General features: G+C 66.2%; 18 protein-coding genes. 10 read left to right on the top strand and 8 right to left on the bottom strand.

Translation table 11 applies throughout. From position 1 onward, the window contains the following. Nucleotides 1–34 precede the first annotated feature (34 nt). The 7 genes from tssH to tssB all read right to left on the bottom strand — a co-directional run bounded on the left by tssH (nucleotide 35) and on the right by tssB (nucleotide 8,788). Entirely contained in the window at nucleotides 35–2,707 is a 2,673-nt protein-coding gene (gene tssH, locus U5A52_RS39305) for a type VI secretion system ATPase TssH (RefSeq protein ID WP_321939571.1), read from the bottom strand. Then, the gene (gene tssG / locus U5A52_RS39300) at nucleotides 2,704–3,843 is read right to left on the bottom strand and encodes a type VI secretion system baseplate subunit TssG (protein ID WP_321939569.1); all 1,140 of its coding nucleotides are present in this window, start codon (nucleotides 3,841–3,843) and stop codon (nucleotides 2,704–2,706) included. Before tssG ends, tssH begins: the two co-directional genes overlap by 4 nt. Continuing rightward, the gene (gene tssF, locus U5A52_RS39295; protein WP_321915759.1) at nucleotides 3,807–5,594 is read right to left on the bottom strand and encodes a type VI secretion system baseplate subunit TssF; all 1,788 of its coding nucleotides are present in this window, start codon (nucleotides 5,592–5,594) and stop codon (nucleotides 3,807–3,809) included. The genes tssG and tssF overlap by 37 nt, the downstream gene beginning before the upstream one ends. Further along, nucleotides 5,578–6,072: a type VI secretion system baseplate subunit TssE gene (gene tssE, locus U5A52_RS39290; protein ID WP_321915760.1), complete on the bottom strand. Its 495-nt coding sequence runs from the start codon at nucleotides 6,070–6,072 to the stop codon at nucleotides 5,578–5,580. Before tssE ends, tssF begins: the two co-directional genes overlap by 17 nt. Before the next feature lie 9 nt (nucleotides 6,073–6,081). Beyond that, nucleotides 6,082–6,588, bottom strand: coding sequence for an Hcp family type VI secretion system effector (locus tag U5A52_RS39285; protein ID WP_321915761.1), 507 nt, complete (start codon nucleotides 6,586–6,588; stop codon nucleotides 6,082–6,084). 133 nt (nucleotides 6,589–6,721) lie between these two features. Then, entirely contained in the window at nucleotides 6,722–8,197 is a 1,476-nt protein-coding gene (tssC, locus tag U5A52_RS39280; RefSeq protein WP_321915762.1) for a type VI secretion system contractile sheath large subunit, read from the bottom strand. Nucleotides 8,198–8,218: 21 nt separating this feature from the next. After that, nucleotides 8,219–8,788: a type VI secretion system contractile sheath small subunit gene (gene tssB / locus U5A52_RS39275; protein ID WP_321915763.1), complete on the bottom strand. Its 570-nt coding sequence runs from the start codon at nucleotides 8,786–8,788 to the stop codon at nucleotides 8,219–8,221. Nucleotides 8,789–9,337: 549 nt separating this feature from the next. On the opposite strand from tssB, the gene U5A52_RS39270 reads away from it, so the two are divergent. The 5 genes from U5A52_RS39270 to tssA all read left to right on the top strand — a co-directional run bounded on the left by U5A52_RS39270 (nucleotide 9,338) and on the right by tssA (nucleotide 17,387). Beyond that, nucleotides 9,338–9,835 (top strand): hypothetical protein, encoded by a 498-nt coding sequence (locus U5A52_RS39270; RefSeq protein ID WP_321915764.1) that lies wholly within the window; start codon nucleotides 9,338–9,340, stop codon nucleotides 9,833–9,835. A gap of 89 nt (nucleotides 9,836–9,924) precedes the next feature. Next, complete coding sequence (gene tssK, locus U5A52_RS39265; RefSeq protein ID WP_321915765.1) at nucleotides 9,925–11,292, top strand: type VI secretion system baseplate subunit TssK; 1,368 nt, start codon at nucleotides 9,925–9,927, stop codon at nucleotides 11,290–11,292. Further along, a complete protein-coding gene (locus U5A52_RS39260; RefSeq protein ID WP_321939567.1) occupies nucleotides 11,285–12,355 on the top strand; it encodes a DotU family type IV/VI secretion system protein in 1,071 nt (356 codons plus the stop codon). Before tssK ends, U5A52_RS39260 begins: the two co-directional genes overlap by 8 nt. Further along, the gene (locus tag U5A52_RS39255; protein WP_321939566.1) at nucleotides 12,352–16,281 is read left to right on the top strand and encodes a type VI secretion system protein; all 3,930 of its coding nucleotides are present in this window, start codon (nucleotides 12,352–12,354) and stop codon (nucleotides 16,279–16,281) included. The genes U5A52_RS39260 and U5A52_RS39255 overlap by 4 nt, the downstream gene beginning before the upstream one ends. Next, entirely contained in the window at nucleotides 16,278–17,387 is a 1,110-nt protein-coding gene (gene tssA / locus U5A52_RS39250; protein WP_321939564.1) for a type VI secretion system protein TssA, read from the top strand. Before U5A52_RS39255 ends, tssA begins: the two co-directional genes overlap by 4 nt. A gap of 6 nt (nucleotides 17,388–17,393) precedes the next feature. Here tssA and U5A52_RS39245 read toward each other — a convergent pair whose 3' ends face one another. After that, nucleotides 17,394–18,692, bottom strand: a complete 1,299-nt coding sequence (locus U5A52_RS39245; RefSeq protein WP_321915769.1) for an L-fuconate dehydratase — start codon at nucleotides 18,690–18,692, stop codon at nucleotides 17,394–17,396. Nucleotides 18,693–18,778: 86 nt separating this feature from the next. On the opposite strand from U5A52_RS39245, the gene U5A52_RS39240 reads away from it, so the two are divergent. From U5A52_RS39240 to U5A52_RS39220, 5 genes are all read left to right on the top strand, one after another. After that, a complete protein-coding gene (locus U5A52_RS39240; RefSeq protein WP_321915770.1) occupies nucleotides 18,779–19,540 on the top strand; it encodes a GntR family transcriptional regulator in 762 nt (253 codons plus the stop codon). Nucleotides 19,541–19,692: 152 nt separating this feature from the next. Beyond that, nucleotides 19,693–21,204 (top strand): sugar ABC transporter ATP-binding protein, encoded by a 1,512-nt coding sequence (locus tag U5A52_RS39235; RefSeq protein WP_321939562.1) that lies wholly within the window; start codon nucleotides 19,693–19,695, stop codon nucleotides 21,202–21,204. 19 nt (nucleotides 21,205–21,223) lie between these two features. Beyond that, the gene (locus U5A52_RS39230) at nucleotides 21,224–22,249 is read left to right on the top strand and encodes an ABC transporter permease (protein WP_321915772.1); all 1,026 of its coding nucleotides are present in this window, start codon (nucleotides 21,224–21,226) and stop codon (nucleotides 22,247–22,249) included. Between the two features lie 95 nt (nucleotides 22,250–22,344). After that, the gene (locus U5A52_RS39225) at nucleotides 22,345–23,286 is read left to right on the top strand and encodes an ABC transporter substrate-binding protein (protein ID WP_233885521.1); all 942 of its coding nucleotides are present in this window, start codon (nucleotides 22,345–22,347) and stop codon (nucleotides 23,284–23,286) included. A gap of 427 nt (nucleotides 23,287–23,713) precedes the next feature. Further along, nucleotides 23,714–23,962, top strand: coding sequence for a pentapeptide MXKDX repeat protein (locus U5A52_RS39220; RefSeq protein WP_321939560.1), 249 nt, complete (start codon nucleotides 23,714–23,716; stop codon nucleotides 23,960–23,962). Nucleotides 23,963–24,017 lie beyond the last annotated feature (55 nt).

The raw sequence follows: 24,017 nt of genomic DNA, 5'->3' as shown, positions 1-24,017 counted from the left end.
TGGCTGTATGCGGTGTGGCGGGTTGGATGCATCGTCATTCGAGCGCCCACTGCGCGAGCGTGCCGACCAGCTCGTTCATGAGCACGTTGTCGATTTCGCGCGCGCCGCCCGCAGCGCGGCAGCGCGCGAGCACGGCGTCGATGATCCGGCTGTCGAAGGCGAACTGCTTGCCCGTGGCGTCGCGGTAACGCATGCGCAGCTGCTCGAGCTTCTTTTCGATGATGGCGCGCAGCACGGTGTCGTCGAGCGCGGCATACGGCACGGCAGTCATGCGCGCGAGGAACGCGGGGCGAAACGCGTGCAGCAATTCTTCGTGCAGCCGCCGCGCAAAGGCGTCGGTGGCGAGTGTCGCGGCTGGCGTATTGAGCAGCAGTTCCGCGCCCACGTTGCTGGTCGCGAGAATCACAGTGTTGCGAAAATCCACCACGAGCCCGGTCCCGTCTTCCATCACGCCCTTGTCGAACACGTTGTAGAAGGCCTCGAGCACATCGATGTGCGCTTTCTCGATCTCGTCGAGCAGCACGACACTATAAGGACGCCTACGCACAGCCTCGGTGAGCTGCCCGCCGCTCGCGTAACCCACGTAGCCCGGCGGCGCGCCGCGCAGCTGCGAGACGGCATGCGCTTCCTGATATGCGGCGAGATCGATCACGATGAGATTGCGCTCGCCGCCATAGAGCGCGTCGGCGAGGGCGTAGGCCGTCTCGGTCTTGCCGACTCCCGTTGGCCCGACCAGCAGGAACACGCCGACCGGGCGCAACGGGTCGGCGAGCCCCGCGCGCCAGGCCTGAATGCGCATCGCGATACGGTCGAGCGCCGCATCTTGTCCGACGATGCGCTGCGCGAGACGGCCCTTGAGCGTGCGCACGGCGTGGGCCTCGTCGGCGAGCATCTTGCCGACCGGAATTCCGGTCCAGCTCGCGATCACGGCAGCGATGGTTTTCGAATCCACGCACACCGGGACCATGGGGTCGTCGTCGCGAATCGCTTCGAGGCCGCTTTCAAGGCGCGCCAGTTCGGCGGCGAGGTCTTCGCGCGGATCGGCGGCCTCGTTGCTTTCGTTCGCATCCTCGCTGTCTGGCGGTTCCTGCGCGCCGGCGCTGGAAGTCTCGCGCGGGTCGGCTTCGAGGGCGGCAAGGCGCGCGCGTACCGCGAGAATCTCGCGCACGGTCGCCGCCTCATCGTGCCAGCGCGCTTCCAGCGTTTCGACGAGCGCGGCGTTGTGCGCATGTTCGGTTTCGAGCACGGCGAGGCGCTGCGAGTGGTTCGCGCCCAGCACCGTTTCCGTGCGCAGGCGCAGCAGTTCGTCGTCGAGCGCGCGCTGCCGGTGCCGGGCCGCTTCGAGCTGCGGCGGCGTGTCGTGCTGCGCGAGCGCCACGCGCGCGCAGGCGGTGTCGAGCACGGCGATCGCCTTGTCGGGCAGCTGGCGCGCCGAGATGTACCGGTGCGAGAGCTTCACGGCATCGACGATGGCGGCGTCGAGAATCGTCACGTTGTGGTGCGCCTCGAACTTTTGCGCCAGCGCGCGCAGCATGGCGATGGCCGTGGGCTCGTCGGGTGCTTCGATCTGCACGAGCTGGAAGCGCCGCGCGAGCGCCGGGTCGCGCTCGAAGTACTTCTTGTATTCGAGCCATGTCGTGGCCGCGATCGTGCGCAGCTCGCCGCGCGCAAGTGCGGGCTTGAGCAGGTTCGCGGCGTCGCTGCCGCCTTCCGCGCCGCCCGCGCCGATCATCGTGTGGGCCTCGTCGATGAAGAGCACAACGGGGCGCGGGGAGTGCCGCGCCTCGTCGATCACCGCGCGCAGGCGCCGCTCGAATTCTCCTTTCAGGCCCGCGCCCGCCTGCAGCAGCGCGAGGTCGAGCATGCGCAGCGAGACCTCGGCAAGCGGCGGCGGCACGTCGCCCGCCGCAATGCGCAGCGCGAGGCCTTCGACCACGGCGGTCTTGCCCACGCCGGGCGCGCCCACGAGCAAGGGGTTGTTCTGACGCCGCCGCAACAGGATGTCGAGCGTCTGGCGGATCTCCGCATTGCGCCCGATGATCGGGTCGATGCGTCCCGCCCGCGCTTCGGCGGTCAGGTCGAGCGTGTACTGGTCGAGCAGGGGGCGCGCGGGCGTGGCAGGCTCCAGTGCACCCGTTAGCGCGGGGATGCTCGCGTTGCCGTCCATAGCGGCTTCGAGCGGCGCGTCAGGCGGCGCCGGCACGAGCGGCGCAAGCGGAGCAAGCGGCGCGGCCGCCTCGCTCGGCGCAAGCCACACAGCGAAGTTGGCGCGCAGCGCCGCGCTCGCCACGCGCAGCAGCGTTGGCGCAACATGTACGGTGCGAGCGCGCAGCGCGTCGTTTTCGAGCAGCGCGATGAGCAGCGTCGCCGCACGCACGCGTGGCTGCTGGAGCACGACGGTGGATTGCACGAGCGCGTCCTGGAGCCACACGAGCAGGTCGGGCGAGAACGACGGCATGCCGGTGTTGCCGCGCTTGAAGCGCGCGATGGCGATGCGGATTTCGGCGGCGAGCGCGGCGCGGTCCACGCCGAAGTGCGGCAGCACGCACGCGAAGTCGCCGCCCTCGGGTTCGGCGAGCGCGAGCAGCCAGTGCTCGATTTCAACCACGAAATGAGTCTCGCGCAGGCATTGTTGCGCGGCGCGTTCGAGTGCTTCGCGCGGCTCGCGCTCGAGGCGCGCAACGAGCGTCTTGAGATCGAGCGTCACGGCGCGGTACGCCCTTGAGTGTCGTCGGGCGCAAGGCACGTGAGACGCGCGGGCGCCGATTCCGCCGCGCCGGCCCAGGCGGTCCAGCCTAGCCGCATAGGCGCGTGCCGTGCGAGGCGTGCGCGCGGCAATTCGCCTGCGCCGAGCTGCAGTTCGAGATGCACCTTGAGTTCGGCGCCGAACCACTCGGCGGCCAGCGAGTGCAGCGCTTCGTGGGCTGGCGCGCCCGGCAGGAATGCTTCGTACTGCTCACGCCTGAGCGGACCGAGGCGCACGCGGATGCCCTGGTGTTCGTCCCAGATCCTCGTGCCCGCAACGGCGTCCTGGCCGAGCCGCCGGTTGCGGCCGCCGGAGCCGATGGCCGTGCGGCTCGCGCTCGGCAGCGTGCGCCAGCCGCCTGCGAACGGTGTGGAGCGCACGTGCACGCGGAAGTGATGGAGCACCATGACATCGAAACCCGCGAGCGAACGCCGGCGGTTCGCAAAGAGGCCCGCGCGCGCCAGTACAGCGCGCATGTCGAGCGGCTCGGGTGGCGGCGGTGCTGCTTGCGCCTCTTGCACTGGATGGTTGCCGTACGGGAGCAAACTCAGCGAGGCGTTGCCCGTGAGCGCGCGCAGCACGACGTCAGCCGAACGCTGTGCCGTGGCCGGCAGCGGTTCGGCGCTGCGGTACTTGCGCTGCGCGCGATAGAGCAGCGCCAGCAGCCGGTGCTGGAAGATGTCGAGAAACGCCGCCGCCGAGCGGTCTTTGCGGCGCAGCCGGTCCTGCAGCCATTCCTGCCACGCGCCGGGCAGAGGACCGTTCGGGCCGCCCAGCGCGAACGCATTGACCTGGAGCTGAGGCGGCCCGGCATGTTCGGATTGCGCGGCGGGTTCTTCGCCCGCATGCGGCTCAAAAGCGAGCGAACGCGGCAGGCCGCGCCGCAATGGCCCGAGCGCGCTCGCGGGAAACGCGGGAGAGAGATTGCCGCTCAGCGCGAGCGCTTCCTGGCCGGGGTCGAGGCCGGTGCCGAGCGGCTGGGCATGCGGCTGCAGCAATTCGAGCAGGCGCACGGCCTGCGTGAATTCGAACGCATGCGGCTCGTCGAACAGCCGCTGTGTCAGAGAACGAGCGGGCTGCCCATCGTCGGCCGCCATGTGCGGATCTCCCGACCGTCGCGTACGAGCGAGGTCTGTACGAAACGGTTGACGCTCGCATAGAGCGAGAAGAATTGCGCGAGCACGCCAGAAAAGAGCACGGTGCTCGCGCCCACGAAGCTCGCGTCGTCGAGTTCGATACGCACGCCAAGGCCATTGCGCCAGCCGCGCCAGCGGTCCGAGCCGACATGCGCGACGATGGGTTCGCTCGACACCGCCACGAGCCCCGCGATCTGGCGCTGTGAGGGGGCATGTGCACCGAGATTGTGGAGCATGAGCATTTCGCGCAGTGACTGCAGCGCCTGCGGGCCTTCCACGATCGACGCATGGTTCAGCACGAGTTGCGACACGAGACGCCAGCGCGACGTGCCGTCGAGCGCGGCCACGATCTGCGGCGTGGGCCGATGCGCAATGCGCACCTTCGCCACGGGGCCGGGCACTTCGAACGACAGCGCGGCGCCCGGCGCGAGCCGATGCGCCAGATGACGATTGGTGCACAACAGGTCCGCGGTGAGCGTGCGCGCCGCAGGGGCGGCGGGATTGAAGCGCGTGTCGACGAAAGTGAGCATGACATCGCTGCCGGGGCGTGACGCATGCAGGCCGCTCACGCGCCGCGCGTACCAGTAGACAGCAGAATCCGCACCGTGCATCGAGCCGTACCAGGGCGGCACGTCGGTGACCGTGCGGCCGGCCACGGCGCGCACATTGCGTATGGCGTAGATCTCGGTGCTCGATTCACGGTGCGCGTCGGGACTCACGCGCATTTCGCGCGCGGTGCCGTCGGGCCGCAACGGTTCGGAGGTGCGCCCGAACAAATTGAGCGCGGGAGCGCAGCCGAGCTGGATATCGTCGGTGTGCAACGTAAAGCGTCCGCGCGGGGCCGCCGTGAAGCCGATCACGAGATCGAGGCTTTCACCGGCATCGGCAGGCGGCTTGAACGGCAGGTCGAAAAACGCGAACTTCTCGGGAAACGCGAAGTACTCGACCAGCAGACGGCAGGCCGGATGCGCGCCGTCTTCGAGCGGCAGGAGCGCGTCGTTCTCGTCGAAGCCAACCGGGCTCGGCAGACCTCGTTGCGCGCGCAACGTTGCGTCGGGTGCTTGCAGCCAGGTAGCGGCGCTGTGCGCGCCGAGCAGATCGTAGAGTGCAGCGGACGTAACGGGCGAGCCCGTGAGGCGCACCCGCAGTCGCTCGATCGGCAGCGTGCCCAGCTTGTGCGGCCCGGTGCTGCGCAGCGTGAGACGCAGCGCCGATTGCAGCGACGCATTGCTCGTGAGCGCCTGCGCTTCCTCGGCGTCGAGCAACTGGGCCGCGGCGAGGGTAAGCGGCCAGAGCATGACGTCGCTGCTCGTGCGCCAGTGGATCGACGTGCCGCTCGCGTCCACGTGCATGAGGGGCGTGTCGCGCGGCACGCGAAACCCCGCGGCGATGCTGCCTTGCGTGGGGTCGGGCTCGAACTGCACGATCGTCATGGAAGGCACGGGCCGCGACGCGTACGGATAAAACTGTTCGAGCAGGCCATCCGTGAGCGTGGTGTATTCGTCGTCGAGCGTGCGCTGGATGCGCGCGGTGAGCACCGCGAAGCTTTCGATCAGGCGTTCGACGTTCGGATCGGCGCTTTCGCCGGGGCCGAGTTCGAGCCGCCGGGCGATCTTCGGATAGCGCTGCGCAAAGCCTTCGCTCGCGCGGCGCAGATAGGTCAGTTCGCGCTGGTAGTAATCGAGCAGTTGCGCATCAAGCGAGTCGTTCATCGACGATCCCGATGGACTGCGTGTCGCCATGCTGCCCGGCGACGTAGGTGACGACGTGCTCCACGCCGTCGCTGCCGCGCAGCGTTCCCCGAATGCGCAGGCACAGGCGCCACGGCGCAGCGGCGTCCGCTTCGATTTTCACGCGCGGGCCGTGAAGGCGCGGCTCGAACGCGCGGATAGCCTCGGCCACTTCGCGCTCGATCACGGCCCGGTCTTCCGCGCGCGCCGCGCTTTGTCCGCTCCAGTCGGGCAGGCCATACAGCAGCACGTCCGGCGCGCGTGGCACGCGTGGCGTGCCGCGGCGCGTATTGAGCAGGCGCAGCAGCTCCGCGCGGACCGACGCACGCAAGCCCGCCGCATCGAGCGTGCGCGCGGCGAGTTCGTCGACGGACTCGTGCGCGTCGAAAGGCGCATCGTCGGCCAGCCGCTCGAAGAGCGGCATGGGCGCGACGGCGATGAAGGGGCGGACGTTCGCCACAGGCGCGCGCTAGCCCGCCGCCTTCACGACCTTGTTCGCGGCCAGGTCCCACGTGGAAGCCGCGGTGCCTTCCTTGGTGGCGTCGTCTTTCTGCGCGGTGAACTCCCACTTGATCTTCGTGAAGTTCAGCGAGAGCGTTTCCACGGGCTTGCCGCCCGCGCCGCCCGAGACGCTCACGTTGCTCAGCACGACATTGTTCAGCGTATAGGTGATGAACGGCATGACCTTGCCGTCGCTTTCGGCGGCGTTGCGGCCCACTACGACGGACGCGCTGGCAATGGGTTTGCCCGAGCAGCAATATTCGTTGAGCGTGGGCGTGGCGACGTCAACGAACTTCGTCACGGTGAATTCGCCGATATGGGGCTTGCCCGACGTGCGCTCCGAATTGCTGACGTCGTTCGTCACCTGCATCGCCACATTGTGGCTGTACGACATCAGCTCGATCTTGTCGGCATAGCCTTCCAGCGTGCACTCGCCTTTGATATCGGCGCCCAGGTCGAGAATGATCGAATCCATGGTTTGCTGCTCCCGAAGCAGTAAAGGAACACACGGGCCGCGTGCGCGGCGCCAGGCGCGTTCAGGGACCAGGGGCGCTCATGCGCCGCCTGGCCGTCGTGTCTTCATCGAATCGTTTGTCGTCGCTGCTGGATCAGGCGGCAGCCGGCGGCGGCAACGTCGCCACGAGCCGGATCGACGCAGTGAGTTCCTCGAGCTGGAAATGCGGCCGCAGGAACACCGTCGCGCGGTAAGCACCAGGCTTGCCGGGCACCTCGGTCACGTCCACACGCGCCTCGCGCAGCGGATACTGCGCCTTGATTTCCTGCGGCGCGTTGTCGTTCACGAGCACGTAGTCGGCAATCCACGTGTTGAGGTAGCTGCGCACGTTATCGCGCGTCATGAAGCTGCCGACCTTGTCGCGCATGATCGCCTTGATGTAGTGCGCAAAGCGCGAAGCCGCGAGGATATACGGCAGCATGGCCGAAATGCGCGCGTTCGCCGTGGCCTCGGGCGTGTTGTAGAGCGCCGGCTTGCAGGCGGTCTGGCCGCCGAAGAACACGGCCATGCCCTCGTTCTTCTTGTGCACGAGCGCGATGAAGCCGAGCGAGTCGAGCTCCTTTTCGCGGCGGTCGGTGATCGCCACTTCCGTGGGGCACTTCATGGCTTTGTCGCCCGAGGCCGTCTGGAAGATATGGTCCGGCAAGCGCTCGACGGCGCCGCCGCCTTCCACGCCGCGAATCGCCGCGCACCAGCTGTATTGGGCGAATGCGTTGGTAATGCGCTGCGCAAGCGCGTACGCGGAGTTGCCCCATAGATACTTCGAGTGGTCCGTGCCGTCGACGTCTTCGAAGAAGTTCATGCCCTCAACCGGGTTGCTGTCCGGATGATAAGGACGCCGCATCAAGATGTGCGGGAGCGTGAGCGCGACATAACGCGAGTCTTCGCTCTTGCGGAATTCGCGCCAGCGGGCCATGTCGATCGTCTCGAAGACCTTGGAGAGATCGCGCGGCACGCCCAGCTCCGTAAAGCTCGACATGTCGAAGAGCTGCGGGTGCGCCGCCGAAATGAACGGCGCATGCGCGGCGGCGGCCACGGAGGCGAGTTTTTCGAGCAGGCTCACGTCGGGTGTCTGGCGCGTGAAGTAGTAGTCGCCCACGAGCACGCTGAACGGAAAGCCGCCGAAGGTGCCGTATTCCTCTTCGTAGATCTTCTTGAATAGCGCACTGGTGTCGACGTCGATGGCCTTCTCGAGATCGTTCTGCAGATCTTTCTTCGAAGCGTTCAGGAGGCGCAGCTTCAGGCGCGTGCCCGTTTCCGAGCCTTTCACGAGAAAGTGCAGGCCGCGCCACGACGACTCCAGCGCCTGCATGTCGGGGTGGTGCAGCACTTCATTGAGCTGCTCGCTGATCAGTTCGTCGATCTTGCGGATGTGGTCGTTGATCATCGCCACGGTGTCGCGGCTGATGGTCATGTTCTTGTCGAGCACCTGCAGGGCGAACTCGGCGAGCAGCTCGCGCGCGTGCTGCTGCTGTTCCTCATATTGCGCCATGCGCCCTTCGTGCACGATGCGGTCGAGCAGCGTGACCGTACCCGCCTGCGCGGTCGCGGCGGCCTGAATGTCGGACATGATCGTCTCCTCGTGTTGGGCTTAGCTCGCCGGCGTGTCGCTGGCAGGGGCAGGGGCGTCGCCTGGCTCCGGCGGCGGCAACTGCGCAGTGGGCGTGTCCTGCGGGTGCGCCGAGCGGATTTCGCTCAACCCCTTCGGGTCGTGCACCACTTCCTGGAGGAGCTTGTCCAGTTCGTCGTTGCCGTCGAGCTTGGTGAGGAGGTCGCGCAGGCGCAGCCGCGCGTCGTAAAGCTGTTTGAGCGGGCCGATCTGCTGAACGATGCTCACGGGATCGAAGTCGTCGATATGCTCGAACTTCAACTCGACGTTGATCTTGCTGCCGTCGGCGGCGAGCGTGTTGTCGACCTGCAGCGTCACGCGCGGCCCGATCGACTTCATCACGTCGTTGAAGTTGTCGCGGTCGATGTCGACGAAGCGGCGCTCCGTCATTTTCGGCAACGGCTCGACGGGCTTGCCGGACAGGTCGGCAAGAATGCCCACGACGAGCGGCAGCTCGCGCTTTTCGATGGCGTTGCCCGTTTCGACGTCGTACGTGATCTGGACACGCGGCGGTCGGTTCCGTTCGAACCAGTGCTGGGTACTGTCGGCCATGGTCACCTCGGTGGCGGTCGTTCTTCTAATGCGTTGTGCAACGGGAGGAGATGCGCGTTTGTCGTCAATCTGCCTTTTTCATGATGCATTTTCTTTAAGACGACAATGGGCCGCAAAACGTAATTAAACGATTGCGCGATCCACTCCCGGTCCTTCAGAAAAAAGCACAGCTAAAGCATGCCCCCGGATTCGTCAGACGAGAGCATTCACGGCACTAAGCGTCGCGCTGCCTGGTTCTCAGCTTGTCCTTCGTCGCGCGAGACGTGAAGATAGACGGTCAGGACTTTAGAACAGTAAACGGGGAAATTCAAAGTATATTTACGGCGCATATACAGGATTCCTTTCAAGTTTATTTACTTATTCTTTTTGAATTGGTCGATTAGAAAATCGTTATTGCAATGACAAGTGGGGCGCTTGTAGACTACGCGCAAAACACCTTGCGCAGCAGAACATGCGTCTTGATTAGAAATACGAACTAGCATGAATTCTCCTGCGCGCGGGCAGGAGGCATCGCAGACAAGAGGCGACGCAAACAATGGGGATTGCGCAGTGATCACCACGTTATTCGCGGGCGCGTCGCGCGCCGCGCAGCCGCACGGCTGGCGCGCCGCCACGCTCGTGCTGCTTGCGCTCGCGCAGTGGCTCGCGGCGTGCTCGTCGCTGCCCAAGGTACAGGTGGATACCCTGGCCATTGCCGTTTCCATTCAAGCGAATCAGGACACGCCCATTGCCGTGGACGCCGTGCTCGTGCGCAATCCCCAGTTGCTCGACGCGCTGCTCGGTCTGCCTTCGGCGAAGTGGTTCGCGCAGCGCGATCAATGGCGCCGCGATCACCCCGAGGACATTACGGTCGTGTCGTTCGAAGTGGTGCCGGGTCAGCAGATCGCCGCGGCGCCGTTTCCGTTTGGCGGCAAGCGTGGCGCTGGCGTCGTGGTGTTCGCGGACTACCAGACACCGGGCGCGCACCGCGTGAGGCTCGACACGGGGCCCGCTCACGCGCTGCTGCTGCTCGGCGACCAGGATCTGAGCGTGCAGGCCTCGCATTGATGTGACGCCAATGTGTCATGTAAAGGTGTCGCGCAATGGTGCGGCAACACTGAACGACGGAACGTTTAGCAATAGAAAGCAAACACATCATGCGAACTTCGTTTCCCGATCCGGTCTGCTGGTTCGACGGCATGCCCTTGCTGCCGCAGCATTTCCAGACTCAGGCGCTGCACGCGGCGGGGCACGCCGCGCTGCTGGCCAGCGCCGCACGCGCGCATTACTGGGGCGTGCTTTCACTCGAGCACGACGCCGCGGGGCTTGCCCAGGGGCTCGTGCGCATCAGCGCGCTGGAGGCGATCATGGCCGACGGTCTCGCCATTCGCCACACGCCGCACGACCCGGTGCTGGAGATCGACGTGAGCCACGCGTTCAGCGCGCCGGATGAAGCGGTCACGATCTATCTCGCGGTGCCGCCGCTATACCGCGGCGGGCAGCTCGATCCGCAGACCGGGCGCTACACCCAGCGCGAGAGTCCGGATGTTCCCGATCTTGTCTCGGGCGGCGAGCCCGCTTCGATCACGACATGGTCGCCGCGCCTGCACCTCATGACCGATCTCGGCCGTCACGAATTCGACCGCTTGCCGCTCATGTGTGTGAGGCAGCAGGGTGGCGGCGTGGCGATTGCGGACTACGCGCCGCCGTGTCCGTTCGTGCGCGCCGACTCGGTGCTCGGTCAGCGCGTGATGCGGCTGCTGCTGCGCGTACGCGAGAAATGCGTGTTCCTGGCCGGGCGGCTGCAGGCGGCGCAGCGTGCGGAGGAGCGCGACGACACCGCGCAGATCGAGCGCCAGCTCTGCGCACTCTGGAGCCGCCTGCCCGAAGTGGAGGCGACGCTCGTCACCGGCATCGCGCACCCGGCCGAGCTGTATCGCGCCGTTGCCGGCATGACGGGCGCGCTCGCGGCGTTGCGCCCGGAGCGCGGGGTGCCCGCCTTCGCGACGTTCGATTACATGGCGCTGCTCGCGTCGTTCGATCCGCTGCTCGAATGGGCGGATGAAGCGCTCGCAACGATCCGCCAGGGCTATCGCGTACGTGCGTTCACCGAGGAGGGCGGCAGCTTCTGGATCGCACCGCCATTCGAAAGCGGCGGCAACGTTGCGCGCGAACTCGTGATCGGTTTGCGCATGCCGCCCGACGCCGGCGAGCACGACGCGAGCGTGTGGCTCGATCATGCCGTTGTCGCGTCGCGGCCCTACGTGCCCACGCTCGCGCGGCAGCGCATGCGGGGGCTCGCGCGCCGCCGCCTCGCGCGCGAGGAGCGCGCCGCCTACGCGACCGGAGACGACACCACGCTCTTCGCGGTGGGCGTGGAGGACGCCTGGTTCGACCGCGCGCAGCCGCTGTGCATCGAGGTGCGCACGAGCGTGCCAGGCCGCGCGCCCTGGGCCGTGCAGCTTTTCACACCCACGGGCGACGCCGACGACGACGCGCGCCCCACGGGAGCCGACAATGCTTGACACCGGCGACCCGAACGACGAGCGCCTGCCGCTCATGCGCGCATTCGTCGTGGCGTTCGCTTTTGCGGAGAACGCGCGCCTGCGCGCCGTGGCCCAGGCCGCGAGCACGGCGAATGCAGCAAACGCCGCCAACGCCGAACCACCGGCCGATCCCCAGCGCGAGGCCGACACGCTTGCCACGCAGTTGCAGTCCGCCACGCGCAAGCTCGCGCGCGACGCCATGGCGTGGACCGGCGCGGCCGGCGAAGCGGACATTGCCGCCGCGCAATACGCCTATGTCGCGCTGCTCGACGAATTGCTGCTGTTTTCCGCGTGGAATGGCGCGAGCGCATGGGAGGCATGGCCGCTCGAAGCGCGCATTTTCGGCACGCGCGCGGCAGGCGAGCGCATTCCGGCCGCCATTGAAACGCTGCTCGCGCAACGCGATCCGGCGCAGCGCGATCTTGCCAATGTCTATCTCGCCTGCCTCACGTTAGGCTTTCGAGGCCGCCTGCGCGGCGAAGCGGGCGCGTTGCGCCACGACCAGTTGCGCCATGCGCTGTTCGCCTTCGCCATGCAGCGCGACCCTGAGCCCAACCGGCTTGGCGCGCCGCTCGAACGCGCCGCGCTGGCGCCGCGCGAAACCCGGCCGCTCACGCAGATGTTTCCAGACCGCGCACGCCTCGCGCTGTTCGCGGGCGGCGGATTCGCGGTGCTGCTCGGCGTGTCGCAACTGCTGTGGCTCTACGCGACAGCGCCTGTGCGTCCATCGCTCGAACAGTTCGAAACCGTGTCGATGATGCAAGGGCGTCCGTCGCAGATCAACCATACGAGCACCACCGGCATGGTGCTGCCGCACGCGAGGACGATCCGCAGACTGCGGCCGCTGGCTCCGCCCGCCAACCAGCAACTCGCGCCGCAAACGCAGGACACCCCCGCGGCGCAGACGGTTTCCACTTCGCCGCTCTCGACGCCCTCGACGCTCGCGCTCGCGGCGCGCCGCATCGTCCCGGTGAGCGTGCAAAGCGCCGACGAAGCCAGTGAAGAAAACACGGACGGCGCGCCACGGGGAGCCCGTCCATGACGAGCACACTCATCGTTATCCTGATCGTCCTGATCGCACTGTTGATCGTGGGGCTCGTGGCTGCGCTCGTCGTGCGCTGGGTGCGCGCGCGCGACGAACGCAGGCCGCTGCGCAATTTCACCGCCATGATGCGCGCGGCGCACAACGCGATGGGCGTGCGCGACCCGTACTCGGTGCCGCGCGTGCTGGCCACGGGCACACCGGCGGCGCTCGACGCGCTGGCACGCGGCTGGCGCCTTGCGAGCGTGGGCGAGCCGGCCTGGTTCGGCAGGCTCTGGCACGACGCAGAAGGCATTCTGATTGCCGAGCCGGGCGACTCGCTCGGCGCGCGCGCGGCCGCCGAGCGCCGGCGCGGCGCGACCGGCGGGCGTTTGCTGCGCGGCTTGTTGCGCAACCGGCCGGGGCGGCCGCTCGACGCGCTCGTGTGGGTGATCGCGCTCGATACGCTCATCGACGAAAACGGCACGGCGCGTGCGGATACCGATGCCGCGCTCGAAGCGTCGCGCACGGTGCTCGCGCTGCAACGGCAGCTCGGGCAGATGCTGCCGCTCTACGTGGTGGTCACGGGCTGCGACGCGCTGCCGGGCTTCGACGCGCTCGCGGCACGCCTGCGTCGCGAGCGCATCGAAACGCCGCTGGGCTGGGCCTCGCCCTATGCGCCGCGGCGCGCCTTCGAGCCCGCCTGGGTAGACGAAGCGTTCGCGGACATGAGCCGCGCGCTCGCGGCGACTGTCACCGAAATGGGTACGCTCGACGGCGCGTTGGACGGCGACGTGTTCCTGCTGCCGCAGCGCATCGACACGCTGCGCGAGCCATTGCGCGAGCACATCGAACCGACCTTGCGCGGCGCCGCCGACGGCACCGCGCCGCTCCTGCGCGGCATCTGGTGCGTGGGCGCGATGCCGCAGGCGCAGGAGCGCGAAGAGCCCGCCATCACGAATGCGGCGCGCAAGGATGCACCGGCCTTCGCGTCGCGCCTGTGGCACGACGTGCTGATGCCGGGGCAGGGACTCGCGCTCGCCATCCCGCGCGTGCTCGCGCTGCGCATGCGCCGCTACCGCATCGCCACGTTCGCCGCGATTGCGCTGGGCGTGTGCTGGTGCGTGGGGCTTGGCGTGACCACGTGGCACGTGCGCAGCGACGCGCGTGCGCTCGCCAGCAGCTACGACGCGCTGGCGCTCGCGAGCGCCGCCTGGCACGAAACGGGCGCGAGCGGTGGCGAAGCGGCGGCGGCAGGCGCACTGGGCAGCGCCGCGAACGCCTTCGTCAAGGTGCCGCGCTGGCAACTCGCCACGCCGTTCATGCCGCTGTCGTATTTCGGCCTGCGGCGGCGGCTCGACGAAGCGCAATACCACGTGCTGAGCGGGCTCGTATTTACACCGCTGCGCACGCGGCTCATCAGCCGTCTCGCCGATCTGAACTGCGCCGGCGCCCCCGTTGGGTCGGACGTCAACGCGAGCCTCGCGGCCGCCGCGCGGCGTCCCCAGGACCTGCCCGAATATACGCAGGGCACGCGGCTCGTCACGAACGCAGCGCAGACCGAGCGGCTCATCACAAACTACAACGAGCTGGTGGAGCGCGACTCGGGCAACACCGTCATGCTCGCGCAGCTCATGCGCGGGGCGGTAGGCGTGAGCTTTTCGCCCGATCATGTGGCCGACCGCGCTGGGCTCGACGACGCGGTGCGCGCGAGCGCCGTGGAAGGCGGCCAACTGCCGTTCGACGGCACCGAGGCGCGCGCCGCGCAAGCGCGGGCGAGCGTGTGCTTCGAGGAGACCTTCGACCGCTGGTTCGACGACATTTATCAGGACTCCTCGCTCACGACGAACGCTGCGCAAATCCAGACCATGCTCGCCGATCTCAAGGCGCCTGGCGCGGTTCCCACCACCGCTTCGCTCTCCGAACTGGCCACGCGCATCGACACGCTCGCCACCCAGGTCGATACCGCCGACCACGGCTGGGCGGGCACCCACGGCCAGGAACTCGTGCCGGGACTCACGGCGACCTTCGACACGGCAAAAGGCCTGCGCCTGATCGGCGCGACACCGGTGGCGAGCGTGCTCGAGCACGAGCAAAGCGAACAAAGCGCATTCGCGGCACGCTGGCTCGCAAGCGGCAACCTGCCCGGCGTGCTGGTCTCCAATCCCGCCACGGGGCTGCAACTGGCGGCGGACCTGCTGCCGCTGCGCGATGCGCTGCGCACGTTGCTCGGCCAGTCGTTCGTTGCGGGCGCGGGCAGTGCAATGGCCGAAATTCGCGGCGTGGATGCGGACTCGGCGCAGCGCGCGCTGGCAGTCCTGCCGGCCTACAAGCAATATTCAGCGGGACTTCTGGCGCAGGCACCCGAAGCGTGGCGCGGGCCGCTCCTCGCTGCGGCAGGCAACGCGACCGTGCACAGCATGGTCGCCGCGCTGTCGGCGCCCGCGGCGCCGAATGGGGCGCGCAACGTCGCGTATGCGCCGCAAACGCAAGGCGCACCGTTCGACACGCTGCGCAAGAACGCGACCGATCTCGTGGAAGCGTTCGACTCGCTCGGCCGCCCCGATCTCGCACAGGCGGTCGCCCTGCGCGTGAGCGACGCCGCGCTGGACGTGCTGCGCGCGACCGATGCGCAGTTGCAATCGCTCGAACCGTTCCGGCCCGTGCGCGGCGACTTCTCGGCCTGGAACGGCAACGCGGGCGGGTCGATGCGCGCGTTTGGGGCCGCGACGCCCGAAGCGCTGCAAACCTATCTCGCCGCCCAGGCGGGCGCGGTGGCCGACACGGCCACGCTCGCGTCGAGCGCGCTCGACTGGCTCACGGCGCAGAACCCGCCGCTCTCCACGGCGGATGCGCGGCTCGTTGCGCGCTGGAAGGCGCTCTTCGCGGACCTCGCGCAATACCGCGCGCGCAGCCCGGCCAGCGCGCTGGTGGCGGTGCCGTCGATCATCTCGAACCAGCTCGACAAGATGGACCTCGACACGTGCAGCGCCTCGCTAGCGCAGGTCGATGTGCCGGGCGCGGGCGACATCGTCTCGAGCGCGGGCATGCGGCTCGTCTCATCCGCGCGCGAGCGCTGCTACCGGCTGCAGATCGGCACCGGCGGCGAGGCCTATGAACAGTTGCGCGGCTATTTCGCGCGGTATCTGGCCGGGCGCTTCCCGTTCTCGGCGGACGCGAATGCGCAGGCCGCCGACCTGCGCCAGACGGCGGCGTTCGTGGCGCTGCTCGACGCGAAACTCGCGGACGCGCAACGCGGCATGAGCGCCGCGGCGGCGAGCGGCGGCCAGCAAGCGGGCGCGCAGCAGTTTCTCGCGAAGCTCGCGCGCGCGAAGCCCTGGCTCGACGCGCTGGTGGCGCGCGGCGCGGACGGCGCGCTCGTGGGCGTGGACGTGGCGGTGGACTGGCGCATCGACCGCGCGGACGAAGCCGGCGCGGACCAGGTGATCCAGTGGTCGCTCGCAAGCGGCAGCCAGACGCTCGCCTGGCCCGCTGTAGCCGGCACGCCGCTGCGCTGGGCGCCGGGCCAGCCCGCCGCGCTGAGCCTGCGCTGGGCGAAGGACGGCCCGTGGCGGCCGATGCAGGACGCTTCGCAGCCGACGCTTTCCGTCGATGGCGAAGCCGCCACCTGGGCGGCAAACGACACATGGGCGCTGTTGCGCCTCGTGCGCCTGCACGTGGTGCCGGACGATGGCCCGGATGGCGGCACGGGAGCCGGAGCGGGAAGCGCGCGCATGGTGCTGAGCGTGCCGGTGCGCGACCGCAACGGCGGCACGCAAACCGCGCGCATGTTCATGCGCGTGGGCATGACGGGCGCAGCGAAAACGGCGCTCACGTGGCCCGACCTGCCATACGCGGCGCCGGGCTACAGCGTGTACGGCACGCCTGCGGTCACTTATGGACCGTATCCGTCGAGCAACTCGACCACCCAGGCGGGGCACGGATGAACCCGGCATTCGACATCGAAGCACTCGTTCAACCCATACCGGGCGATGCGCCCGCCGGCGTCTCGCTGCTGCACGATGCCGCGTTCGACGCGATCAAGGCGGCGCGCCGCGAGGACGATCCGGCACTGCCCGCGGGTATCTGGCAAACCACGCTCAAGGTCGCGGACTGGGCTGCGGTCGAAGCGGGCTGCGAGGACCTCCTGGCACGGCGGAGCAAGGATCTGACGCTTGCCGCATGGCTCGGCGAAAGCTGGCTGCAACGCTATGGCAGTGTTGCGTTGCCGGCTTGCTTCGCATTGCTGAGCGAATTGTGTGCGCGCTATTCGGACGACATCCATCCGCTGCCGCGCGATGGCGACATGGGTTTTCGTGCCGCGCCGCTCGCATGGGTTGCCCAGCAGTTCCCGACCTTGCTCGCCGGGCGTATTGCGCTGTGCGCGGGGCCCGATGGCTCGCCACTGACGCTTGCGCGCTGGCAGGGCGCGCAGCGCGAGGCCGTTGCGGTGAAAGACCGCAAGGACGTGCCTGCGGCGAAGCGCGAGGAAGCCGCACGGTTGGCGCAGGCGCTGACGCAGGCCGCGCACGAAGCGGCGCCCGCCGCGCTGCGCGACCAGTTGCAGGCGCTGCGCTCGGCCCGCGCGCCAATTGCGAAGCTGGACGCGTGGTGCACGCAGCGGCTCGGCGCGGAAGCGCCGTCGTTCGGGGCGGTGGTGGACACGCTGGAGCGCATGGAGGGCGTGTTGCGCGACTGGCTCACGAAGCATCCCGCATGGGAGGACGTACCAATGGTTGAGGCCGCATCGATTCAGGAACCGGCGGCGCTCGAGCCCGCAGCGATTCAGGTTGCTTCGGCTGGCGCGGCGCAGGAGCCGACGGGGCCGAAAAGGCTCGATGCGCCTCAGTCGCGCGACGAGGCGTACAGGCTGCTGGCCGTTGTTGCGGACTACCTCATGCGCTACGAGCCGCACAGCCCGGTGCCCTATATGCTCAAGCGGGCGCTCGATTGGGGCGGCAAGCCGCTGCCGGAGCTTCTGGCCGAGTTGATGGCAGGTGAGCGGGGCAGAGCGCTGGGGGCGGCGCTTGGGTTGCTGCCAGAGAGCGAGTAAAGGTCTTTAAGGCCGCCACCCCTCACCATCAGGGAACGTATATTTCTCGAGCGACTCCGGCTTCATTTCGATGCTGTAGCCAGGCCGCTGCGGCGGCATATACCGCCCATTGCGGATCACGACCGGATCGACAAAATGCTCATGCAAATGATCGACATACTCGAGCACCCGGTTCTCCAGCGAAGCCGAAACGCACAGATAGTCGAACAACGAAATATGCTGCACGTACTCGCACAATCCCACTCCGCCCGCATGCGGGCACACTGGAATGCCGAACTTCGCCGCCATCAAAAGCACGACGATCACTTCGTTCAGTCCACCTAAGCGGCAGGCATCGACCTGGCAAAAATCGATCGCCTGCGCCTGCAGCAGTTGCTTGAACATCACGCGATTGTGACAATGCTCGCCCGTCGCGACCCCAATCGACCCCAAACGCCGGCGAATCTCCGCGTGGCCGAGAATATCGTCGGGGCTCGTCGGCTCCTCGATCCACCACGGGTCGAATTCCGCGAGACGCCGCATGTTCGCCACGGCTTCGTCCACGTCCCACACCTGGTTGGCGTCCATCATCAGCTTCAGGTTCTCGCCGATTTCCTCGCGCAGGATGCGTGCGCGCCGGACGTCTTCGTCGAGATTACCGCCCACTTTCTGCTTGAAATGCGTCCAGCCCAGCGCGACGCCTTCGCGCGCGAGGCGGCGAATCTTGTCGTCGTCGTAGCCTAGCCAGCCCGCCGAGGTGGTATAGGCAGGGTAGCCCTGTGCGAGCATTTCCGCTTCGCGCGCGCCCTTCGTCTTCGCGTGACGGTGCAAAATGGCTAACGCTTCGTAAGGCGTGATCGCATCGGTCACATAGCGAAAATCGAGGCACCGCACGAGTTCCTCGGGGCTCATGTCGGCGAGCAGTTTCCAGACCGGCTTGCCAACCGATTTGGCCCACAGATCCCATACCGCATTGACGACCGCCGCCGTAGCGAGATGGATCGCGCCCTTGTCCGGGCCGATCCAGCGTAATTGGCTATCCGAAGTAAATGCGCGCCAGAATGCGCCCATATTCGCGGTGATGTCTTCGAGCCGCTTGCCGACAATCAGAGGCGCGAGCGCGTTCACGGCTGTCACGCAAATTTCATTGCCGCGGCCGATGGTGAACGTGAGGCCGTGCCCGGTGAATTTGTCAGGAGAATCGGTTTCGAGCGTGACGTAGGTGGCGGAGTAGTCCGGCGCGGCGTTCATGGCGTCGGAACCGTCGAGCGAGCGCGAAGTGGGAAAGCGGATGTCGCGAACGGAAAGCTTGCTGATCGTGGTCATTCGAACTCCCTATGGAAGGGACGGCTTTCGGGTAGGGGAAAACCAGGCGTTTGCACGCGTTGACAACGCTGAATCTGCTACCTAGCATGCTAGCATGTCTTCTCAAAATCAAGCGCGCCGTGAACTCTTCATCCGAAGTGGCGAGTGTCGCCGGCAATCCTTATGTCGCACTGCAAAAGATCAGGGGCGGCGAGCGCGGCAGTCTGACTGACGCGGTCGAGCAGGCGCTCAGAGAAGCGATTGTGACGCTCGCGCTGGAACCCGGAATGATGATCGACAAGATGGCGGTCTGCGAACGCATGGGCGTGTCGCGCTTTCCGGTTTCCGCCGCGCTGGCGAAGCTCGCGCACGCGGGGCTCGTCGAAGTTTTGCCGCAGCGCGGTACGCGCGTGAAGCCGATCGCGCTCGACGATATTCGCCAGCATCTGTTCATTCGCAGCGCGCTCGAAGTCGAAACGGTGCGCGGTGTCGCGCGCATGAAGAATAGCGCCACGATCGACGCACTGGCCGCCAATCTCGACGAGCAGCGCAAGGTCGCGGGAAACGGTCAGCGACTCGTGTTTCATGAGCTCGATCTCGCGTTTCATGAAATCCTGCTCGACGCGGTGAACCTGCCGCGCGTGAAGGAGATCGTCGCGGTGTCGCGCAACGCGCTCGATCGCGCAAGGCAATTGTTGGCGAGCCCGGAGCGTCTCGCTCATACGCTAGACGAACACGAACGGATTTTCGAGGCCATTCGCGCCGGCCGTGCCGACGCGGCGGCGAAAGCCATGCACGACCATCTCGATCAGGTGATCGAGGAGTTGCGCCGGTCGGCGAAAGCACGGCCGGATCTCTTTGCGCCATAAGCACCTTAAGTACCTGCGTACCCTAAGCAGCCTGGCCTTACGTCAAGCAACGACCGTACTTCAACCACCTTCGTGCAGCGCCGGAAGCTTCGCCGCGCACGGAATCAAGGGGCCCCGGTAATGTGTCTGGCTTTTCTTTGCGGATTTGCGCCATGACGCCGCTCATTTCCGTTAGCAAGCTGAGCAAGAGCTTTCCTGGCGTGAGAGCGCTGCACGAAGTGCAATTCGAGCTCATGGCGGGCGAAGTGCACGCGTTGATGGGCGAGAACGGCGCGGGCAAGTCGACCTTGATGAAGATTCTCGCGGGCGTCTATACGCGCGACTCGGGCGACATTCTCTACGATGGCCAGCATGTCGCGTTTGCAAGCCCGCGCGAGGCGCAGGCTGTGGGCGTCGGCATCATTCATCAGGAACTCCAGCTGATGAATCATTTGACCGTCGCGCAGAACATGTTCATTGGCCGCGAGCCGCGCGGCCGTCTTGGGCTCTTTCTCGACGAAGACAAACTCAATGCGCAGGCGCGCGCGATTCTCGCGCGCATGCACGTGCAGCTCGACCCGCGCACCGTGGTCGGCTCGCTCACCGTCGCGAGCCAGCAGATGGTCGAGATCGCCAAGGCGCTGTCGTACGATTCGCGCGTGCTCATCATGGACGAGCCGACTTCCGCGCTCAACGACGCGGAAATCGCCGAGCTTTTCCGCATCATTCGCCAGTTGAAAGAGCGGGGCGTGGGAGTCGTCTACATCTCGCACAAGATGGATGAGCTCAAGCAGATTGCCGATCGCGTCACCGTGCTGCGCGACGGCGAATACGTGGCCACTGTCGGCGCCGCCGATACGAGCGTGCAGGCCATCATCGGCATGATGGTCGGCAGAACGCTCGCCGACGTCGCGCCGTATCAGGGGCCGGCGCAGCAGGGCGAAGTCGCGCTCGAAGTGAAGCATTTGAACGCGGGCCCGCTCGTGAAGGACGTGAGTTTCACGTTGCGCAAAGGCGAAATACTCGGGTTTGCGGGACTCATGGGCGCGGGCCGAACCGAAGTCGCGCGGGCGGTGTTCGGTGCGGACCCGGTCGAATCCGGCGAGATCTTCGTGAAAGGCGCAAAGGCGTCGATCAAAACGCCGAGCGACGCGGTCGCGCACAGCATCGGGTATCTCTCCGAGGACCGCAAGCGCTTTGGCCTTGCGACCGGCATGGACGTCGAATCGAACATCGTGATGTCCAATCTCGGCAAATTCCTCTCGCTGAATCTGTTTTTACGCCGCATGCAGATACGCAAGACGGCGGCGCATTTCATCAGCCTCCTCGCCATTCGCACGCCTTCCCCCACGCAGCCGGTGCGCCTGCTCTCGGGCGGCAACCAGCAGAAGATCGTCATTGCGAAGTGGCTGGAGCGCAACTGCGATGTGCTGTTCTTCGACGAGCCCACGCGCGGCATCGACGTTGGCGCGAAAAGCGAGATCTACAAACTGTTGCGCGCGCTCGCGGAACAAGGCAAGGCGATTGTGATGATCTCGTCGGAACTCCCGGAAATCCTGCGCATGAGCGACCGGATCGTAGTGATGTGCGAAGGCCGTATCACTGGCGAACTCTCCGCCAGCGAGGCGAGCCAGGAGCGCATCATGCATCTCGCGACCCAGCGCGAAACCTTGCAAGCGGCATGAGCCTCAAGAGGTCGAATCCATGACTATGCAATCGGATACTGCAGCACTGGCGGATCAGAAACGGTCGGCCGGTTTAAAGGCGCGCATTTTCTCGCCTACCGCGCTGCAGAAAATGCTCGCGTTCGCCAGCTTGATCCTGCTGCTGATCTTTTTCAGCTTCGCTTCGCCTGCATTCATGCAGATGGACAATATCCTCGGCATTCTGCAGGCAACGGCTGTGAACGGCGTGCTCGCCATTGCCAGCACGTTCGTCATCATCACGGGCGGCATCGATTTGTCCGTTGGCACGTTGATGACGTTTACGGCCGTGATTTGCGGCGTATTCCTGACCTATTGGCATTTGCCGATGTGGATCGGCGTGCTCGCCGCAATCGTAACGGGCGCGCTGTGCGGAACCATTTCGGGCACGCTCACGGCGAAGATGAAAATCCCGCCGTTCATCGCCACGCTGGGCATGATGCTGCTGCTCAAGGGGCTCTCGCTCGTGGTCTCGTCGGACAAGCCCATCTATTTCACCGACACCGAAAACTTCTACATGATTTCGCAGGACTCGCTGATCGGCTATTTCCTGCCCAGCGTGCCCGTGCCAAACGCGGTGCTGATTTTGTTCGTGCTCGCGATTGCGAGTTCGATCACGCTGAACCGCACGGCGCTTGGCCGTTATACGTTCGCGCTCGGCAGCAATGAAGAGGCCGTGCGACTTTCGGGCGTGAATGTCGATCGCTGGAAGATCGCGATCTATGGCCTTGGGGGCGCGATTTGCGGCATTGCAGGGCTGCTGATCGCCTCGCGCCTGAATTCTGCACAGCCGGCGCTCGGCCAGGGTTACGAGCTGGAGGCCATCGCGGCGGTCGTGATCGGCGGTACGTCGCTGAGCGGCGGGTCGGGCACGATACTCGGCACCATCATCGGCGCGTTCATCATGAGCGTGCTGACGAACGGCCTGCGCATCATGTCGGTCGCGCAGGAATGGCAGATCGTGGTAACGGGGCTCATCATCATTCTCGCGGTGTATGCGGATATCTTGCGGCGCAAGAAGCGTTGAAAGAGGAGACGGAAGAAGCACGGAAAGAACGGGGAGTAAAACAAGACTCCCTCAACGGCTGGAGGTCTATGGCCCACCTTAGGAGGAGAAACGTCATGTTGAAAAGAAAACTCATCAGTGCCGTAATCGGAGTGGGCGCGCTCGTGGGCGCGTCGAGCCTGACCTATGCTGAGGAACCCTACATTCCGATTATTTCGAAAGGCTTCCAGCATCAGTTCTGGCAAGCCGTGAAGTCCGGCGCGGAACAGTCGGCGAAGGCGAACAACGTCCGGATCACGTTCGAAGGCCCTGAAACCGAGGCCATGGTCGACAAGCAGATCGACATGCTCTCTGCCGCGCTCGCCAAGAAACCGCAGGCGCTCGGCATTGCCGCGCTCGACAGCAAGGCCGCCGTTCCGCTGCTCAAACGCGCGCAGTCCAGCAAGATCCCCGTGATCGCGTTCGACTCCGGCGTCGACAGCGATATTCCGCTCACGACCTGCGCCACGGATAACCTCGCCGCCGCCGCGCTCGCCGCCGACAAAATGGCGGAGATGATCGGCAACGCAGGCGAAGTCGGCGTGATCGTGCATGACCAGACGAGCCGCACGGGTATCGACCGGCGCGACGGCTTCCTCAACGAGATGAAGACGAAGCACCCGGGCATCAAGATCGTTTCCGTGCAGTACGGCGCGGGGGACCACCTGAAGTCGGCGGAAATCGCCAAGGCCATGATTCAGGCGAACCCGAACCTCAAGGGCATTTTCGGCGCCAATGAGGGCTCGGCGGAAGGCGCGGCGATTGGCGTGAAGGAGTCGGGCAAGAAACTGGTGCTGATCGGCTTCGACTCGGGCAAGGAGCAAAAGGAAGCGATCATGTCCGGCCTGATGGCGGGCGCGATCACGCAGAACCCGGTCGGTATCGGCAAGTGTGTGGTCGATTCTGCGGCGAAGGCGTTGAAGGGCGAAACGCTGCCGAAGAAAATCGACACGGGCTTTTACTGGTACGACAAAACCAATATGAGCGACCCGAAGATCGCTGCGGTGCTTTACGACTGATTGGTTTGGGTCGAGCGCAATACGAGAGGAAGAGCTGCGGCTCTTCCTCTTTGTTTTGGGAGTCTGCGGCGCACGTCAGACCCACTGCCGTCGTTCGATCATCCGCTGCCGCGATGACCCCTCTCGAAGGTACAGTGGCCATTGCCTTATCGCCGCGGTCGGTGGACCGTCCGGGCGACCTTCAGCCCCTACTTACCGTCACTCCCCAGTGATTCGCTTGCATGTGGGGACTTTACCCAGGCCGTTTGGAGTGCATGCCGACTCCCTTTCCTATCCGTCCAGGCAAAGAATGACATGGCAGTCGCCGAGCGAGAGTGCCGGGAGGTGCCATGCCCGCCACGGGTTCGCGGCAGGACCGGGTTCCCATCGTCGAGCGACTTTCCTCTAGATTTTCAGCTTCGTCGTCAGTTCGCTGAGGGATCACATCATGAACAAGCTCACTGCCACCATTCTTGCCAGCTGCGTGTCGTTCGCCGCTGCGGGCGCCTTCGCTGCTGATAGTGCGTCAACCGACGCGAATTCCGAAGACGCGACGAGTCAGGAGACCACCGCAAAGAGTGCAACGGAATCAGACGCGATGAGTGTCGACAGCATGGCCAAAGACGGGATGAAAGAAGATGCGATAGACCATGGCGGCATGGCCGAAGATGGAACCAAGAATCCCGAGGTGAAGTGAACTCCTTCCAGGCGTTCGCTCCTGGCCGACTACTGGCCTACGCGAACGCCCGAAG

Source organism: Paraburkholderia sp. J8-2 (assembly GCF_905220195.1).
In the GTDB taxonomy this organism is placed as follows: Bacteria; Pseudomonadota; Gammaproteobacteria; order Burkholderiales; family Burkholderiaceae; genus Paraburkholderia.
Note: the sequence above shows the minus strand (reverse complement) of the source record. Positions and strands in the feature narration are given on the sequence as shown.